This is a genomic window from Sphingomonas changnyeongensis (assembly GCF_009913435.1).
Classification (GTDB): domain Bacteria; phylum Pseudomonadota; class Alphaproteobacteria; order Sphingomonadales; family Sphingomonadaceae; genus Sphingomonas_B; species Sphingomonas_B changnyeongensis.
In genome coordinates this window covers 2,473,331-2,490,888 of the sequence record NZ_CP047895.1, presented here as the reverse complement: position 1 = coordinate 2,490,888, position 17,558 = coordinate 2,473,331, and the positions used below count along the sequence as shown (strand labels likewise).

Sequence of the window (17,558 nt, the reverse complement as noted above, 5' to 3'; positions counted from 1 at the left end):
GAAGAGAGGAAGACCTGAATGTTCAGCCATGTGATGCTGGGCGCCGATGATATCGAGGCGTCGAAGCGGTTCTATGATGCGGCGCTGGGCGCGCTCGGCGTGCGTCCGGGCTTTGCCGATCCCAAGGGGCGGGTGATCTATTCGCACGCCGGCGGGCTGTTCATCATCACCAAGCCGATCAACGGCGAACCGGCAACCTGCGCCAATGGCGGGACGCTGGGCTTTGCCGCGGCGTCGCCCGAACAGGCCGATGCCTTCCATGCGGCGGGCGCGGCGAATGGCGGCACCCCGTGCGAAGATCCGCCCGGCGTGCGCGAAGGCGCGGGGATGAAGCTGTATCTCGCCTATCTGCGCGACCCGGCGGGCAACAAGATCTGCGCGATGTACCGGATGCCGCAGTAAAGCGGCGCGCGGAACCTGAAACAGGCAGGCCCGGCGCGATGACGATCGAGCAGCTGTCCGCATCGCGGGCGCATGGCGGGGTGCAGGGCGTCTATCGCCACGCCTCCGCCGCCACCGGCACGGATATGGTGTTTTCCGTGTTCGTGCCGGATCATGCGCCCGATGCGCGGCTGCCGGTCGTCTGGTATCTGTCGGGCCTGACCTGCACCCATGCCAATGTCACCGAAAAGGGCGAGTTCCGCGCGACCTGCGCCGAACTCGGCCTGATTTTCGTGGCCCCCGACACCTCCCCGCGCGGCGACGGGGTGGCTGATGACCCCGGCTATGACCTGGGGCAGGGGGCAGGGTTTTACGTCGATGCGGTGCGCGCGCCTTGGGCGCCGCATTTTGCGATGCGCACCTATATCGAAACCGAGCTGCCGGCGCTGGTCGCCGCCCATTTCCCGGCCGACATGGCGCGCCAGTCGATCATGGGCCATTCGATGGGCGGGCATGGCGCGCTGACCATCGGCCTGCGCAATCCCGGGCGGTTCCGCGCGGTGTCGGCCTTTGCGCCGATCGTCGCGCCGTCGCAGGTGCCCTGGGGGCAAAAGGCGCTGTCCGCCTATCTGGGCGACGATCGGGCGGCGTGGCGGGCGCATGACGCGGTCGCGCTGATCGAGGATGGCGCGCGGCTGCCCGAGCTGCTGGTCGATCAGGGCATGGACGATGCGTTTCTGGGCGAACAGCTGCGCCCGGAGCTGCTGGCGGCTGCCTGTGCCGATGCGGGCATTCCCCTCACGCTCCGCCGGCATATCGGCTATGATCACAGCTATTATTTCATTTCCACGCTGATGGCGGATCAGCTGCGCTGGCATGGCGCGCGTCTGGCGGGGGCGGCCGGGCCAGAGGGTGTTGGGCCAGAAGGTGTTGGGCCAGAAGGTGTCGGGCAGGGGGCTGGATAGCAAGGCCGGTCCGTGCGTTCGGGCCGTGAAGGAGAAATGCCGTGTCGACGATTGATCAGCCCCGCAGCCATACCGTAAGCGCTGAGGACATCGAGGTCGGTGCCGCCCCGGCGGCCGGAACGGAGACTGTGGTGAACGAGATTGTGAAGTCCGCGACGCGCGCGAAGGAAGGCGAAGAGGCCGCACAGGCCGGCAAGGGCGCGGACGGCAACCGCAATGCCTGGATTGCCGCCGGCGTCGGCATCGGGTCTGCCGCGCTGGTCGCAGCCCTGCTCTACGCCAATAATCGCGGGCGCACCCGCAAGAAGGACTGACGCCACCGCCAGGCCCGGCGCGGATCGCACCGGGCCTGTCACGGCTGACATCAGGGTTCAGGCGTCACGCCTCACGCCTCGCCGGCGTCAGGCGGCGAGGCAGCGCATGTCGTCGGTCGCGTCGCTGCCCATGCCCTGTTCGAACTGGGCGCAATCGACGTCGGTGCCACGCCCGCTGCTGAAGCGGGTGATGATCCGCCCCGTCGGCCGGAAGCCGAGCTTGCGCAGCACATGGCCCGATGCCGGATTGTCGAGCATGTGGCTGGCGCTCAGCCGGCGGATCTTCAGGCTGTCCTTCACCCCGGCGACGAACGCCCGCCCGGCTTCGGTGGCAAAGCCCAGCCCCCAGAATGGGCGCGCGATCCAATAGCCGAGTTCCGGCGCGCCGCCGTCGCGCGCGGGGCCAAGCCCGATGCCGCCGACCAGCCGGGGCGCGCCGCGCGTGCGCGCGAACACCAGCAGATGCGGGTGGCGCGGATCGGGCGTGCGGGCGAGAAATTCCTCAGCATCGGCAAGGCCATAGGGCCAGGGCGCATAAGCGAGGTTGCGGATCACCGCCTCATCGCCGATCGCGCGGGCAAGGGCGGGCGCATCCTCGCGCCAGCCGGGCCTCAGCAGCAATCTTGGGGTGCGCGCGAACATCTCCACTCTCCCGTCTTCGTGGCTGCGCCTGTGCCGGATTTCGGTGACAGGGCAGCGACATGGCCATGAGGGAGATGGAAAAAAGGGAGGCGGGGGCAACCCGTCTCCCTCATCATCCGCCGCAGCGGACTATCGGGTCGCCCCAGGGACGACCCGAAATCACGGTCGTCCGTTACTCAGCCGCTTCGGCCAGCATGTCGACCGAACAATATTTGCGGCCAAGCTTGCCTTCATGGAAACGCACACGGCCTTCGGCGGTCGCAAACAGGGTGTGGTCCTTGCCCAGGCCGACATTGCGGCCCGGATAGACCTTGGTCCCGCGCTGACGCACGATAATGTTGCCGGCGAGAACGGTCTCGCCGCCGAACTTCTTGACGCCGAGGCGGCGGCCGGCGGAGTCGCGGCCGTTGCGCGAGGAGCCGCCTGCTTTCTTATGTGCCATCTCTCGTTACCTTCTTTTCAGCTCGTTGAGGCCCAGGCTCAGGCGGCCGGAGCGGTGTCTTCGGCGGGCGCGGCCTTGGCGGCGCGCTTCTTGGCGGGCTTCGCCTCTTCGCCGCCGATCGACAGGATCTTCAGGATCGTGTGCTGCTGGCGATGGCCGTTCTTGCGGCGATAGTTATGCCGGCGGCGCTTCTTGAAGATGATGACCTTCTCGCCCTTGGCCTGGGCGACGATTTCCGCCGCCACGGTCAGGCCGTCAGTGGCCTTCAGCTCGCCGCCGTCGCCGGCCAGCAACACGTCGCCGAGCGTGATGCGCTCACCCGCCTCACCGGCGAGCTTTTCAACGACGATCTTGTCTCCTGCGGCAACGCGATACTGCTTGCCGCCCGTGCGCACGACTGCGAACATGGCCCTCATCACTCTTTCAAAGCTGGTCGCCGCGCGAGAATCCCCGCACGGAAAGAGCGCCCAGCTAGGCAAAACCGGCCGGGTTGTCAACCGCGCCGGACGGATGGGGGCGCATCTGCGCGCGCCGGCATCCGCGCGGGAATGGACGCGGCTGCCGTTGCCACCCATATGGCGGCTGACGGGCGGGCATGCGGCCCGGCACGATGGAGGATAGGCCCAGATGGACTTTGATTATGACCTGTTCGTGATCGGCGCGGGCTCGGGCGGCGTGCGCGCGGCGCGGGTGTCGGCGGCCTATGGCGCGCGCGTCGCCATCGCCGAGGATCATCAGGTCGGCGGCACCTGCGTCATCCGCGGCTGCGTGCCGAAAAAGCTGCTCGTCTATGGTGCCCATTTCGCCGAGGATCTGGCCGATGCACGCCAGTTCGGCTGGGACGTGCCCGACTGCCGGTTCGACTGGCCCCGGCTGCGCGACACCGTGCTCGCCGAGGTCGCGCGGCTGAACCGCGCCTATACCGACACGCTCAACAACAACCGGGTCGAGATCATCCTCGAGCGCGCAGCCGTGGCCGGGCCGAATCGCGTGCGCCTGGCGGGCGGGCGCGAGGTGACGGCGCGGCACATCCTGATCGCGACCGGGGCCTGGCCGGTGATCCCCGATGTGCCGGGGGCCGAACATGGCATCACGTCCAACGAGGTGTTCCATCTCGACACGCTGCCGCGCCGCGTGGTGATCGCCGGCGGCGGCTATATCGCCAATGAGTTTGCCGGCATCTTCCACCGGTTCGGCGCGCATGTGACGCTGATCAACCGCGGCGACACCATCCTGCGCGGCTATGACGAGGGGGTGCGCGACCGGCTGCTGCAGATCTCGATGACCAAGGGGATCGAGTTCCGCTTCAACACCCGCTTTGCCGACATCGCCCGGCGCGACGACGGCACGCTCGCGATCACGCTCGGCTCCGGCGATGTGATCGAGGCGGATCTGCTGCTGTTCGCCACCGGCCGCGCGCCCAACACCAGGGGGCTGGGGCTGGCCGAAGCGGGCGTCGCGCTCGACGATCAGGGCGCGGTCATCGTCGATGCCGACAACCGCACCAATATCCCCAGCATCCATGCGGTCGGCGACGTGACCAACCGCGTGCAGCTGACCCCGGTCGCGATCCGCGAGGGGCAGGCCTTTGCCGACACGCTGTTCGGCAACAAGCCGTGGCGGGTCGATTATGACTGCATCCCCGCAGCCGTGTTCAGCCATCCGCCGCTTGCCGGGGTCGGCCTGACCGAGGGCGAGGCGAAGAACCGGCTGGGCGCGGTCAAGGTCTATACGTCCGATTTCCGGCCGATGAAGAATGTGCTCGCCGGGCGCAACGAACGCGCGCTCTACAAGATGATCTGCGATCCGGTGACGGAACGCGTCGTCGGGCTGCACATGATCGGGCCGGATGCCCCGGAAATCCTCCAGGCGGCGGCGATCGCGGTCAAGGCCGGGCTGACCAAGAAGCAGTTCGACCAGACGGTCGCGCTGCACCCGTCAATGGCCGAGGAACTGGTGCTGATGCGCTGAGTTGGGGCGTCGCTGCTTGGCTGCGAAGAACGGCACCGGCCCGCTCCCCCACCCGGCCTCCCATAGCGTAATCTGCCGTTGGGAGGCCGGGTGGGGGAGCGGGCCGGTGCCGCCCGTGCGCCGTCAGGCGCACCGCAAACAACCCCCGCACCTGCAACCCTCAACCCCTCAGCCGGTGATCCGCCCGGCGACCAGCGAGTCGACCACCGCCGGGTCCGCCAGCGTCGAGGTGTCGCCGATCGCGCCCGGTTCGCCCTCGGCGATCTTGCGCAGGATGCGGCGCATGATCTTGCCGCTGCGCGTCTTGGGCAGGGCAGGGGCGAACTGGATGGCGTCGGGCGTCGCGATCGGGCCGATTTCGGTGCGCACCCAGGCGACAAGCTCGCGGGCGAGCGCGTCCGACGGCGCGTCATTGGCGTTCAGCGTGACAAAGGCATAGATGCCCTGACCCTTCACGTCATGCGGCATGCCGACCACGGCGGCCTCGGCCACCTTGGGGTGGGCGACCAGCGCGCTTTCGACCTCGGCGGTGCCCATGCGGTGGCCCGAGACGTTGATCACATCATCGACCCGCCCGGTGATCCAGTAATCGCCATCGGCGTCGCGGCGGCAGCCGTCGCCGGTGAAATATTTGCCCGGATAGGTGGTGAAATAGGTCTGGAAGAACCGGTCATGATCGCCCCAGACGGTGCGCATCTGGCCCGGCCATGACCGGGCGATGACCAGATTGCCCTCGGTCGCGCCGGCCAGCACATTGCCCTCGGCATCGACGATCTGCGGATCGACGCCGGGCAGCGGGCGCGTCGCCGATCCGGGCTTGAGCGCGGTGGCGCCGGGCAGGGGGCGATCATCGCCCCGCCGGTCTCGGTCTGCCACCATGTGTCGACGATCGGGCAGCGCCCCTCGCCGACGACGCGGTGATACCATTCCCAGGCTTCGGGGTTGATCGGCTCGCCGACCGAGCCGAGCAGGCGCAGCGACGCGCGGCTGGTGCCGGTCACCCAATCGTCGCCCTCGCGCATGAGCGCGCGCAGCGCCGTGGGCGCGGTGTAAAGGATCTCCACCCGGTGCCGGTCGACCACCTCCCAGATCCGCGCCGGGCTGGGCCAGTTGGGCACGCCTTCATAGATCAAAGTGGTCGCGCCGTTCGCCAGCGGGCCGTAGAGGATATAGCTGTGCCCCGTCACCCAGCCGAGATCGGCCGCGCACCAATAGATCTGGCCCGGCCGGTAATCGAACACCAGCTCATGGGTCAGGCTGGCCCAGACCAGATAGCCGCCGCCTGTGTGCAGCACGCCCTTGGGCTTACCGGTCGAGCCTGAGGTGTAGAGGATGAACAGCGGGTCTTCCGCGCCCATCGGCTCGGGCGGGCAATGGCTGTCGGCCGCCGCCGCCAGATCCTGATAGACATGGTCGCGCCCCGGCGTCATCGCCACATCGGCCCCGGTCGCGCGCACCATGATCACCTGTTTGAGCGACGGCGCATGGGCGGCGGCGGCATCGACATTGGCCTTGAGCGGCACGCGCCGGCCGCCGCGCCGCCCTTCGTCGGCGGTGATGACGATGCTGCTGTCGCAATCCTGGATGCGCCCGGCGAGCGCTTCGGGCGAGAAACCGCCGAACACCACCGAATGGATCGCGCCGATCCGCGCACAGGCGAGCATCGCGAACGCCGCCTCCGGGATCATCGGCATGTAGATGGTCACCCGGTCGCCGCGCGCGACGCCGCGCGCTTTCAGCACATTGGCGAAGCGGCACACTTCGGCATGCAGCTGGCGATAGGTGAAGCGGCGCGGCTCCTCGTCCGGCGCATCGGGTTCCCAGATGATCGCGATCTGGTCGCCACGCTCGCGCAGATGGCGGTCGATGCAGTTGGCGCTGACGTTCAGCCGGCCGTCGGGATACCAGGCAATGCGGAAATCATCGGCCGCGAACGACCAGTCACCGGCGATCTCGGGGCGCTTCACCCAGTCGATCCGGCGCGCCTGTTCGAGCCAGAAGCTGCCCGGATCGGCCAGCGAGCGCCCGTACAGCTTCTGATATTTGTCCGCGGTGACGCGCGCCTTTTTTCCCCAGGACGCCGGCACCGGATAGACCTTGTCCCCGACCATGAAACTCTCCCCTGGCCCCGCTTTAGCCGAGGCGTTCAGAGTTGCAAGCGAACCATTCCCGAATGGGCCGGGCGCTTGACGGGGGCGCACCGGTCCCGCAACTTGCATTTCAAATCAAAACCAAAGCCGGCCCGCGGACGCGCGCGGCCGGGCGCAGCGGCAAGGAGAGGCGCAGATGACGGGAACCGTGCTCGTGACCGGGGGCAGCGGCTATATTGCCGGCTTCGTCATCCGGCGACTGGTCGAAACCGGCTGGACGGTCCGGGCGACGATCCGCTCGCTGGCGCGCGAGCCCGAAGTGCGCGCCTGGCTGGGCGTCGATGACGCGCGGCTGAGCTTTGTGGCCGCCGATCTGACCGACGATGCCGGCTGGGCGGCGGCGATGGCCGGGTGCAGCCATGTCGCGCATCTCGCCTCGCCGCTGCCGGCGGGCGCGCCCGCGCATGAGGATGAGCTGATCGTGCCGGCGCGCGACGGGGCGCTGCGTGCGCTGCGCTTCGCGGCCGACGCCGGGGTCGGGCGGGTGGTGATGACCTCCTCGGTCGCGGCGATCGCCTATGGCCATGGCGGCGACCGCACCCGCTTCACCGAGGCCGACTGGACGGTGGTCGACGGTCCGGGCGTCTATGCCTATCCCAAGTCCAAGACGATTGCGGAGCGGGCGGCGCGCGACTGGCTGGCGCAGGCGGGCGGCGGGCCGGAACTGGTCACCGTCAATCCTTCGGCCGTGCTCGGCCCGGTGCTCGGCCCCGATTTTTCCGCCTCGATCGAGGCGGTGAAGAAGCTGCTGGCGGGCGACCTGCCGGGGCTGCCCGATCTGGGCTTCGGCATTGTCGATGTGCGCGACGTCGCCGACCTGCATGTCCGCTGCCTGACCGAGCCGGGGATTGCCGGCGAACGCTTCATCGCGTCGGGCCCGTTCCTGAAGCTTGCCGACATTGCCGCCGTGCTGCGCGACGAGATGGGGGAGGCGGCGCGTCGCGTGCCCAAGATGAAACTGCCCGACATGCTGGTGCGTATGGCGGCGCGGTTCGATCCGGTGCTGTCGCAGGTGGTGGGCGAGCTGGGCCATGTCCGCGAAACCCCGGCCGATCATGCGCGCGCGCGGCTCGGCTGGGTGCCGCGGCCGCACCGCGAGACCATTGTCGATACTGCGCGCAGCCTGATCGAGCGGGGGATCGTGGCGGCCTGACCCGCGGCCCGGCAGGGGGCAGCGCGGGGCGGGCGGGCTTTTTCCGGTTTGCGTTCCGCGCGCGGGCGCGCCAGAGAGCGCGGCAAAATCGATAATCAGACTGTGGGGAGCGCGATGCAGACCATCCTCGACCAACTCGAACAGCGGCGTGCGGCCGCCCGGCTCGGCGGCGGCCAGAAGCGCATCGACGCGCAGCACGCCAAGGGCAAGCTGACCGCGCGCGAGCGGATCGAGGTGCTGCTCGATCCCGGCTCGTTCGAGGAGCTCGACATGTATGTCGAGCATAACTGCGTCGATTTCGGGATGGAGGCGCAGCGCATCCCCGGCGACGGCGTCGTCACCGGATCGGGCACCGTCAATGGCCGGCTGGTGTTCGTGTTCAGCCAGGATTTCACCGTGTTCGGCGGCTCGCTGTCCGAACGCCATGCCCAGAAGATCTGCAAGATCATGGACATGGCGATGAAGGTCGGCGCGCCTGTGATCGGTCTCAACGATTCGGGCGGCGCGCGCATCCAGGAAGGCGTCGCCTCGCTCGGCGGCTATGCAGAGGTGTTCCAGCGCAACGTGCTCGCCTCGGGCGTGGTGCCGCAGCTGTCGCTGATCATGGGGCCGTGCGCGGGCGGTGCCGTCTATTCGCCGGCGATGACCGACTTCATCTTCATGGTGAAGGACAGCTCCTACATGTTCGTGACCGGTCCCGACGTGGTCAAGACCGTCACCAACGAGGTGGTGACCCAGGAGGAGCTGGGCGGGGCCATCACCCACACGACCCGGTCGGGCGTGGCCGACATGGCGTTTGAAAACGACATCGATGCGCTGCTCGCCGCGCGCGACTTCATCGATTTCCTGCCGCTGTCGAACCGCGAGCCGGTGCCCGAGCGTCCGACCACCGACCCGTGGGACCGGACCGACGACAGCCTCGACACGCTGGTGCCGGCAAGCGCGACCCAGCCCTATGACATGCACGAGCTGATCGCCAAGGTCGTCGACGAGGGCGATTTCTTCGAGCTGCAGCCCGGCCATGCCGGCAACATCATCATCGGCTTCGGCCGTATCGAGGGGCGCACCGTCGGCATCGTCGCCAACCAGCCGATGGTGCTCGCCGGCTGTCTGGACATCAACAGCTCCAAAAAGGCCGGGCGCTTCGTGCGTTTCTGCGACGCGTTCGACATTCCGATCGTGACTTTCGTCGACGTGCCCGGCTTCCTGCCCGGCGTCGCGCAGGAACATTCGGGCATCATCAAGCATGGCGCAAAGCTGCTCTTCGCCTATGCCGAGGCGACGGTGCCCAAGATCACGGTCATCACCCGCAAGGCCTATGGCGGCGCTTATGACGTGATGGCGTCCAAGCATCTGCGCGGCGACCTGAATTATGCCTGGCCGACCGCCGAGATCGCGGTGATGGGGGCCAAGGGCGCGGTCGAGATCATCTTCCGGGGCAAGACGCCGGAGGAAATCGCCGAGCGGACCGCTGAATATGAAGCGCGCTTCGCCAACCCGTTTGTCGCCGCGTCGAAGGGCTTTGTCGACGAGGTGATCATGCCGCATTCCACGCGCCGGCGGATCGCGCTCGGCCTCAGGAAGCTGCGCAACAAGCAGCTCGAGAACCCGTGGAAGAAACACGACAATATCCCGCTGTGAGGATGAAGGGCGATGCAGGCTGAAAACATGAAACTGGGCCGGCTCAACCATGTCGGCGTCGCCACCCCGTCGATCGAGGCGTCGATCGCCTTTTACCGCGACGTCATGGGCGCAACGAAGATCCACGATCCCTTCGACCTGCCCGCGCAGGGCGTCAAAGTGTGCTTCGTCGACACGCCCAACACCCAGATCGAGCTGATCGAGCCGCTCGGCGAGAGCTCGCCCATTCACGGCTTTCTGGCGAAGAACCCGGCGGGCGGGCAGCATCATCTGTGCTATGAAGTGCCCGACATCCATGCCGCCAAGGCGTGGTTCGAGGCCAAGGGGGCCAAGGTGCTCGGCGAGCCGCGCATCGGCGCGCACGGCACGCCGATCTTCTTCGTCCATCCCAAGGACATGGGCGGCGTGCTCACCGAGATCATGGAAAGCCCGAAGGGCGACGCCGGGCATTGAGCCGGCACGCCTGGACAGCGCAGGCGCGGGCGGCCGCGCACACGGCACCGGGCGAACCGGGCCGGAGAGACTGAAGGGAGAGAGAATGAGCGCCTTCGAGACGATCCTCACCGCCCGGGACGGCGATGTGCTGACCATCACCCTCAACCGGCCCGACCGGCTGAACGCCGCGCCGCCGGAAATGTTCACCGAGATCCGCGCCGCGCTGGCCGATCTCGGCGGCGCGCGGGCGGTGCTGTTCGCCAGCACCGGCCGGGCCTTTTGCTCGGGCGCGGATCTGGCGGGCGGGCTCGATCGGGGCGGCGACCCCGCCGAAGCGACGCATCAGGCGCTGTCGACTGCCTATAACCCCACGATGCAGGCGATCGCCCGTCTGGACGTGCCGGTGGTGAGCGCGGTGCGCGGCCCGGCCGCCGGCATCGGGTGCAGCCTGGCGCTCGCGGCTGATTTCTGTGTCGCCAGCGACACCGCCTATTTCCTGCAGGCGTTCGTCAATATCGGGCTGGTGCCCGATGGCGGCGCGAGCTGGATGCTGCCGCGTCTGATCGGCAAGGCGCGCGCGGCGGAGATGATGATGCTCGGCGAACGGGTGCCGGCGCAGACCGCGCTCGACTGGGGCATGATCCACAAGGTCGTGCCCGATCAGGAGCTGGACGAGGCGGCGCGGGCGCTCGCCATGCGCCTTGCCGCCGGGCCGACCCGCGCGCTCGGTGCGATGCGCCGGGCGCTGATCGGCGCGCTCGAGACCGACTATGCCGCCGCGATGGCCGCCGAGGCCGATGCCCAGCGCGACATGCGCCGCACGCAGGATTCGGTTGAAGGCGGCATGGCGTTTCTGGCCAAGCGCCGCCCGGCCTTTACCGGCCGGTGAACATGGCCGGGGCGACCCGGCCGGCAACAGCAATGGATCTGGTTTGACGATGAACGACACCCCCACCGGCCGCGCGGACTGGCAGGCGCTCCTCGACAAGGAGGTGAAGGGCCGCAATCTCGACTGGCAGACGCCGGAAGGCATCACCGTGCGGCCGCTCTACACGGCGGAAGACGTTGCCGGCTGGGATCCCGGCCTGCCGGGCTTTGCGCCGTTCACGCGCGGGGTGCGCGCGTCGATGTATGCCGGCCGGCCCTGGACGATCCGCCAATATGCGGGCTTTTCGACCGCCGAGGAATCGAACGCCTTTTACCGGCGCAATCTCGCTGCCGGGCAGAAGGGCCTGTCGGTCGCCTTCGATCTGGCGACGCATCGCGGCTATGATAGCGATCACCCCCGCGTCGTCGGCGATGTCGGCAAAGCCGGGGTGGCGATCGACACGGTCGAGGACATGAAGATCCTGTTCGACGGGATCCCGCTCGATCAGATGTCGGTGTCGATGACGATGAACGGGGCGGTGATCCCGATCCTCGCCTTCTTCATCGTTGCGGGCGAGGAACAGGGCGTGCCGCCCGAAAAGCTCGACGGGACCATTCAGAACGACATTCTGAAGGAGTTCATGGTCCGCAACACCTATATCTATCCGCCCGAACCGTCGATGCGGATCATTTCGGACATTTTCGCCTATACCTCGGCGCACATGCCCAAGTTCAACTCCATCTCCATCTCCGGCTATCACATGCAGGAGGCCGGGGCGACACAGGTGCAGGAACTGGCCTTCACCATCGCCGATGGCATGGAATATGTGAAATACGGCGTCGCCTCGGGCCTCGACATCGACAAATTCGCCGGGCGGCTGAGCTTCTTCTTTGCCATCGGCATGAACTTTTTCATGGAAGTGGCAAAGCTGCGCGCCGCGCGCGTGCTGTGGCACCGGGTGATGACGAAGCTGGGCGCGAAGGACGAGCGGTCCAAGATGCTGCGCACCCATTGCCAGACCTCGGGCGTCTCGCTGACCGAGCAGGATCCCTACAACAACGTCATCCGCACGACGATCGAGGCGATGGCGGCGATGCTGGGCGGGACGCAGAGCCTGCACACCAACGCGCTTGACGAGGCGATCGCGCTGCCGACCGATTTTTCGGCGCGCATCGCCCGCAACACCCAGATCGTGATCCAGGAAGAAACGGGGATGACCAAGGTCGTCGATCCCCTGGGCGGGTCCTATTATGTCGAAAGCCTGACCCGCGAACTGGTCGACCGGGCGTGGGAGATCATCGAACGGGTCGAGGCCGAAGGCGGCATGGCGCGCGCGGTCGCCGCCGGCTGGCCCAAGGCGATGATCGAGGAGGCCGCCGCCGCCCGTCAGGCGCGGGTCGACCGGGCCGAGGATGTGATCGTCGGCGTCAACAAATACCGGCTGGCGAATGAAGAGCTGATCGAGACGCTCGAGGTCGACAATGCCCGCGTCCGCGAGGCGCAGATCGCGCGCATCGCCGCCGTCCGCGCCGCGCGCGACGAGGTGCGGGTGACGGCGGCGCTCGATGCGCTGCGCGAGGGGGCGCGCGGCCGCGCCAATCTGCTGGCGCTGGCGGTCGATGCGGCGCGCGCGCGGGCGACGCTGGGCGAGATTTCGGCGGCGATGGAGGATGTGTTCGGCCGCCACGCGACCGTGCCCAGCCCGGTGCGCGGCGTCTATGCCGCGCCCTATGCCGAGGACAGCCGCTGGCAGCAGGTGGTGGACGGCGTCGTCGCGGTCGAGCGGCGGCTGGGGCGCAAGCCGCGCATCCTGATCGCCAAGATGGGCCAGGACGGGCATGACCGGGGGCGAACGTCATCGCCTCGGCCTTTGCCGATATGGGGTTCGACGTCGTCTCCGGCCCGCTGTTCCAGACGCCGGAGGAAACGGTGGTGCTGGCGCTCGACAGCGGCGTCGACATGGTCGGCGCGTCGAGCCTGGCTGCCGGGCACAAGACGCTGATCCCCGAACTCATCCGCCTGCTGAAGGAAAAGGGGCGCGGCGACATCAAGGTCATCGCCGGCGGCGTCATTCCGCCGCAGGATTATGACTATCTGCGCGAGGCGGGGGTGCAGGGCATTTACGGCCCCGGATCGAACGTCGTCGAATGCGCGGCCGATGTGCTGCGCCTGCTCGGCCACAACATGCCCCGGCGGAGGCGGCGGAATGAGCGCGCTCGTGGAGCTTATGGACACTGGCGTGCGCCGCGACTGGACGCGCGCGGAAATCGCCGCGCTGTTCGACCTGCCGTTTACCGAGCTGCTGTTCCGCGCCGCGACCGTCCACCGCGCGCATCATGCGCCCGATCAGGTGCAGCTGTGCACATTGCTGTCGATCAAGACCGGCGGCTGCCCGGAGGATTGCGGCTATTGTTCGCAGAGCGTGAAGGCCGACAGCGGCGTCGAGGCGACAAAGCTGATGGACGTGCAGGCGGTGCTGCAGCGCGCGGCCGAGGCCAGAGACGCCGGCTCGCAGCGTTTCTGCATGGGGGCGGCCTGGCGCAATCCCAAGGACCGCGACATGCCCCGGATCGTCGAGATCGTGAAGGGCGTCCGCGCGATGGGGCTGGAGACGTGCATGACGCTCGGCATGCTGACGCCGGAACAGGCGGCGATGCTGGCCGAGGCGGGGCTTGATTATTACAACCACAATATCGACAGCAGCCCGGAATATTATGAGCGGGTGATCACCACCCGGACGATGGCCGACCGTCTGGATACGCTGGCAAATGTGCGCGCGGCGGGGATCAATGTCTGCTCGGGCGGCATTGTCGGCATGGGCGAGACGCGCGAGGACCGGGTCGGCTTCATCCACACGCTGGCGACGCTGGAACAGCATCCCGAAAGCGTGCCGGTCAACGCGCTGGTGCCAGTCAAGGGCACGGTGCTGGGCGACATGCTGGCCGACACGCCGATGGCCAGGATCGACGATATCGAGTTCGTCCGCACCGTGGCGGTGGCGCGCATCACCATGCCGATGAGCATGGTCCGCCTGTCGGCGGGCCGCGAGAGCATGAGCGATGCGACCCAGGCCCTGTGCTTCCTGGCCGGCGCCAACAGCATCTTCACCGGCGACCGGCTGCTGACCGCGCCCAATGCCGGCGACGATGCCGATGGCGCGCTGTTCGCGCGGCTGGGGCTGACGGCGCTTGCCGGGGAGGAGCCGATGCGCGCCGCGCGCGCCGGGGGCTGTGCGGGAAGCTGTGCCGGCGTGGCCGAAGTTGAGGCCGGGGTCGCGGCCTAGGTTGAGGAGGCCGGGTCGGGCCGCCATGGCCCGGCACCGGCGACAGGATGATCGGGGACAAGACGATCAGGGATGAGGAAAAAGACAAGATGTTCAAAAAGATCCTGATCGCCAATCGCGGCGAGATTGCGTGCCGGGTGATCCGGACTGCGCGCAGGATGGGCATTGCCACGGTGGCGGTCTATTCGGATGCCGATGCGCGCAGCCCGCATGTGATGATGGCGGATGAAGCGGTGCGGCTCGGCCCCCGCCGGCGGCGCAGAGCTATCTGCTTGCCGATGCGATCATCGCCGCCTGCAAGGCGACCGGGGCGGAAGCGGTGCATCCCGGCTATGGTTTTTTGTCGGAGCGCACCTCCTTTGCCCAGGCGCTTGCCGATGCCGGCATCGCCTTTATCGGCCCGCCGCCAAACGCCATCGCGGCGATGGGCGACAAGATCGAATCCAAAAAGCTTGCCAAGGCGGCGGGCGTGAATGTCGTCCCCGGTTATCTGGGCGAGATCGCCGATACCGAGGAAGCGGTGCGGATCGCCGCTGAAATCGGCTTTCCGGTGATGATGAAGGCGTCGGCCGGCGGCGGCGGCAAGGGGATGCGCCTTGCCTATTCCGAGCAGGACGTCCGCGAAGGCTTTGAGGCGACCAAGCGCGAGGGGCTGGCCAGCTTTGGCGATGACCGGGTGTTCATCGAAAAGTTCATCGAAAGCCCGCGCCATATCGAAATCCAGGTGCTGGGCGACCAGCATGGCAACATCGTCTATCTGGGCGAGCGCGAATGTTCGGTGCAGCGCCGCCACCAGAAGGTGGTCGAGGAAGCGCCGTCGCCGTTCGTCACGCCGGAGATGCGCCGCGCGATGGGCGAACAGGCGGTCGCGCTGGCGCGTGCGGTCGGCTATTATTCGGCGGGCACGGTCGAGCTGATCGTCTCCGGTGCCGATCCGACCGGCAAGAGCTTCTATTTCCTTGAAATGAACACCAGGCTTCAGGTCGAGCATCCGGTTACCGAATGCGTGACCGGGCTGGATCTGGTCGAACAGATGATCCGCGTCGCTGCGGGCCAGCCGCTCGGTTTCACCCAGGATGAGGTGAAGCTGACCGGCTGGGCGATCGAGAACCGCGTCTATGCCGAGGATCCCTATCGCGGCTTCCTGCCGTCGACCGGGCGGCTGGTGCGGTATCGCCCGCCGGCCGGGGAAGCGGGCGTGCGCGTCGATGACGGCGTGGCCGAAGGCGGCGAGGTGTCGATGTTCTACGACCCGATGATCGCCAAGCTGATCACCTGGGGCGACAGCCGCGCCGAGGCGATCGACCGCCAGATCGCGGCGCTCGACCGGTTCGAGATCGAGGGGCCGGGCCATAATATCGATTTCCTGTCGGCGCTGATGCAGCATCCGCGCTTCCGCGACGGGCGGCTGACCACCGGCTTCATCGCCGAGGAATATCCCGATGGCTTTCGCGGCGCGCCGGCGTCCGATGCGCTGATCGGCGCGCTGGCGGCGGTCGCGGCGATGATCGGCACCGGGCTCGACGAGCGGGCGGGTGCGATCAGCGGCCGCATGGGCGAAGCGCCGCCCGCCGGCGATACCCGCATCGTGCGGATCGCCGGGCGGGAACTGGCCGTGACGCTTGGGCAGGCCGATGGCGCGCTGACCGCGGGGATCGGCGACGCCCCGGCAATCGTGATCGACGGGCCGTGGCAGCCCGGCCAGCGGCTGTTCGAAGGCATTGTGGGCGGCGAAGCGCTGAGCGTGAAGATCGCCCGTCAGGGCCGGCGGCTGAAGCTGACCGCGCGCGGCGCGAGCCATCTGGTCGATGTGTGGCAGCCGCATGTCGCGGCGCTTGGCCGGCACATGATTGAAAAAGTGCCGCCCGATCTGTCCAAATATCTGCTGTGCCCGATGCCGGGCCTGTTGTCGGCGCTCCATGTCGGCCCCGGCGACCGGGTGGAGGCGGGCCAGCCGCTTGCGGTGGTCGAGGCGATGAAGATGGAAAACATCCTGCGCGCCGAAAAGGCCGGGGTCGTCAAATCGGTCTCGGCCAAGCCGGGCGACAGCCTGGCGGTCGACGCGGTCATCCTCGAGCTGGAATAAGGCCGGGCGGCGGCGGTTCGGGCGTGCCGTGCCGGCAGCCCCGATCGCCGCCGCGCCGATGCAATCGGATCGGCTACCGCTCCAGCTTTCTCTTTTGCCGCGTTTTCCGAACCGTCAGGTGAGTCCACCTGACGGGAAACCGTTCTAGGCCGCCGCCCGCCCGGCGCGGCGCGCGGCGAGCCGGGTTTCCCACGCGATCGCGTCGGCGATGATCGCCTCCAGATCGTCGTGCGCGGGCCGCCAGGGCAGGGTGGACAGGATCGCGCGATTGTCGGCCACCAGCTCGGGCGGGTCGCCGGGGCGGCGGTCCGCCATCACGCGCGGAATCGCCCGGCCGGTCACCCGGTCGACGGCGTCGAGCACTTCGAGCACCGAAAAGCCTCGGCCATAGCCGCAGTTCAGGACCAGATTCTCGTCCGGCACCGCCATCAGCCGTTCGAGCGCGTGCAGATGGGCGGACGCAAGATCGCTGACATGGATGTAATCGCGCACACAGGTGCCGTCGGCGGTCGGATAATCGCTGCCGAACACGGCGATCTGATCGCGCAGGCCGATTGCCGCTTCGGCCGCGATCTTGATCAGATGGGTGGCGACCGCGCTCGACTGGCCCGACCGGCCGTGCGGATCGGCGCCCGCGACGTTGAAATAGCGCAGCGCGCAATGATTGAGCGGATGGGCGCGGGCGGCATCGGCCAGCATCTGCTCGGTCATCAGCTTCGACCGGCCATAGGGGTTGATCGGCACGGTCGGCGCGGTCTCCGGAATCGGCGACACCGGCGGCTGGCCATAGGTGGCGGCGGTCGAGGAGAAGAGCAGGTGGCGGATCCCCGCCTTGAGCGCGGTCTCGACCAGGCTGGCCGAGGCGGCCGTGTTGTTGCGGTAATATTTGAGCGGATCGGCGACCGATTCCGCCACCAGGATCGATCCGGCGAAATGCATGATCGCCTGAATGTCATGCGCGTGCAGCACCTCAGCGACCATCCCGGAATCGGCGATGTCGCCGACGATCAGCGTGGCACGCGGATCGACCGCCCAGTCGAATCCGGTGATCAGATTGTCGAGGACGATCACCGGATAGCCGGCATCGAGCAGGGCGAGCACCGCGTGGCTGCCGATATAGCCGGCGCCGCCGGTGACGAGGATATGGGGCCTGGACATTGCGCCCCCTGTTAACCGCACAAGCCGGCGACACAAAGCCTGTGTGCATGCGATGGTTCCCGCGTTGCC

The 17,558-nt window shown here is 68.0% G+C and carries 13 protein-coding genes and 3 pseudogenes; 11 read left to right on the top strand and 5 right to left on the bottom strand.

The window, feature by feature from the left end:
• Positions 1–18: 18 nt before the first annotated feature.
• From GVO57_RS12245 to GVO57_RS12235, 3 genes are read left to right on the top strand one after another with little or no spacing between them, the layout of a single operon-like run.
• Positions 19–402, top strand: a complete 384-nt coding sequence (locus GVO57_RS12245; protein ID WP_160593396.1) for a VOC family protein — start codon at positions 19–21, stop codon at positions 400–402.
• Between the two features lie 38 nt (positions 403–440).
• Positions 441–1,346, top strand: coding sequence for an S-formylglutathione hydrolase (fghA, locus tag GVO57_RS12240; RefSeq protein ID WP_160593394.1), 906 nt, complete (start codon positions 441–443; stop codon positions 1,344–1,346).
• A gap of 41 nt (positions 1,347–1,387) precedes the next feature.
• Positions 1,388–1,660: a hypothetical protein gene (locus GVO57_RS12235; protein WP_233281374.1), complete on the top strand. Its 273-nt coding sequence runs from the start codon at positions 1,388–1,390 to the stop codon at positions 1,658–1,660.
• An 87-nt stretch (positions 1,661–1,747) separates the two neighbouring features.
• Here the strand turns inward: GVO57_RS12235 and GVO57_RS12230 are convergent, their stop codons facing one another.
• From GVO57_RS12230 to rplU, 3 genes are all read right to left on the bottom strand, one after another.
• A complete protein-coding gene (locus GVO57_RS12230) occupies positions 1,748–2,302 on the bottom strand; it encodes a GNAT family N-acetyltransferase (RefSeq protein ID WP_160593392.1) in 555 nt (184 codons plus the stop codon).
• Positions 2,303–2,474: 172 nt separating this feature from the next.
• The gene (gene rpmA, locus GVO57_RS12225; RefSeq protein WP_160593390.1) at positions 2,475–2,744 is read right to left on the bottom strand and encodes a 50S ribosomal protein L27; all 270 of its coding nucleotides are present in this window, start codon (positions 2,742–2,744) and stop codon (positions 2,475–2,477) included.
• Between the two features lie 38 nt (positions 2,745–2,782).
• Positions 2,783–3,151, bottom strand: a complete 369-nt coding sequence (rplU, locus tag GVO57_RS12220; RefSeq protein ID WP_160594000.1) for a 50S ribosomal protein L21 — start codon at positions 3,149–3,151, stop codon at positions 2,783–2,785.
• A gap of 220 nt (positions 3,152–3,371) precedes the next feature.
• Between rplU and gorA the strand changes: the two genes are divergently transcribed.
• Entirely contained in the window at positions 3,372–4,715 is a 1,344-nt protein-coding gene (gene gorA / locus GVO57_RS12215; RefSeq protein WP_160593388.1) for a glutathione-disulfide reductase, read from the top strand.
• Positions 4,716–4,883: 168 nt separating this feature from the next.
• On the opposite strand, the pseudogene acs reads toward gorA, so the two are convergent.
• Positions 4,884–6,826, bottom strand: a pseudogene (gene acs, locus GVO57_RS12210) (acetate--CoA ligase).
• Positions 6,827–7,001: 175 nt separating this feature from the next.
• Between acs and GVO57_RS12205 the strand changes: the two are divergent.
• From GVO57_RS12205 to GVO57_RS12175, 7 genes and pseudogenes are all read left to right on the top strand, one after another.
• A complete protein-coding gene (locus tag GVO57_RS12205; protein ID WP_160593387.1) occupies positions 7,002–8,018 on the top strand; it encodes an SDR family oxidoreductase in 1,017 nt (338 codons plus the stop codon).
• 114 nt (positions 8,019–8,132) lie between these two features.
• The gene (locus GVO57_RS12200) at positions 8,133–9,659 is read left to right on the top strand and encodes an acyl-CoA carboxylase subunit beta (RefSeq protein WP_160593385.1); all 1,527 of its coding nucleotides are present in this window, start codon (positions 8,133–8,135) and stop codon (positions 9,657–9,659) included.
• 27 nt (positions 9,660–9,686) lie between these two features.
• Positions 9,687–10,112 (top strand): methylmalonyl-CoA epimerase, encoded by a 426-nt coding sequence (gene mce, locus GVO57_RS12195; protein ID WP_160593999.1) that lies wholly within the window; start codon positions 9,687–9,689, stop codon positions 10,110–10,112.
• Between the two features lie 85 nt (positions 10,113–10,197).
• Positions 10,198–10,983, top strand: coding sequence for an enoyl-CoA hydratase-related protein (locus GVO57_RS12190; RefSeq protein WP_160593383.1), 786 nt, complete (start codon positions 10,198–10,200; stop codon positions 10,981–10,983).
• A 49-nt stretch (positions 10,984–11,032) separates the two neighbouring features.
• Positions 11,033–13,152 (top strand): annotated as a pseudogene (gene scpA / locus GVO57_RS12185) (methylmalonyl-CoA mutase); the annotation flags it as partial.
• Positions 13,153–13,168: 16 nt separating this feature from the next.
• Complete coding sequence (bioB, locus tag GVO57_RS12180) at positions 13,169–14,245, top strand: biotin synthase BioB (RefSeq protein WP_160593381.1); 1,077 nt, start codon at positions 13,169–13,171, stop codon at positions 14,243–14,245.
• An 89-nt stretch (positions 14,246–14,334) separates the two neighbouring features.
• Positions 14,335–16,331: pseudogene (locus GVO57_RS12175) on the top strand (acetyl-CoA carboxylase biotin carboxylase subunit).
• 144 nt (positions 16,332–16,475) lie between these two features.
• Here the strand turns inward: GVO57_RS12175 and galE are convergent.
• Positions 16,476–17,489 (bottom strand): UDP-glucose 4-epimerase GalE, encoded by a 1,014-nt coding sequence (gene galE / locus GVO57_RS12170; RefSeq protein WP_160593379.1) that lies wholly within the window; start codon positions 17,487–17,489, stop codon positions 16,476–16,478.
• Positions 17,490–17,558: the final 69 nt, after the last annotated feature.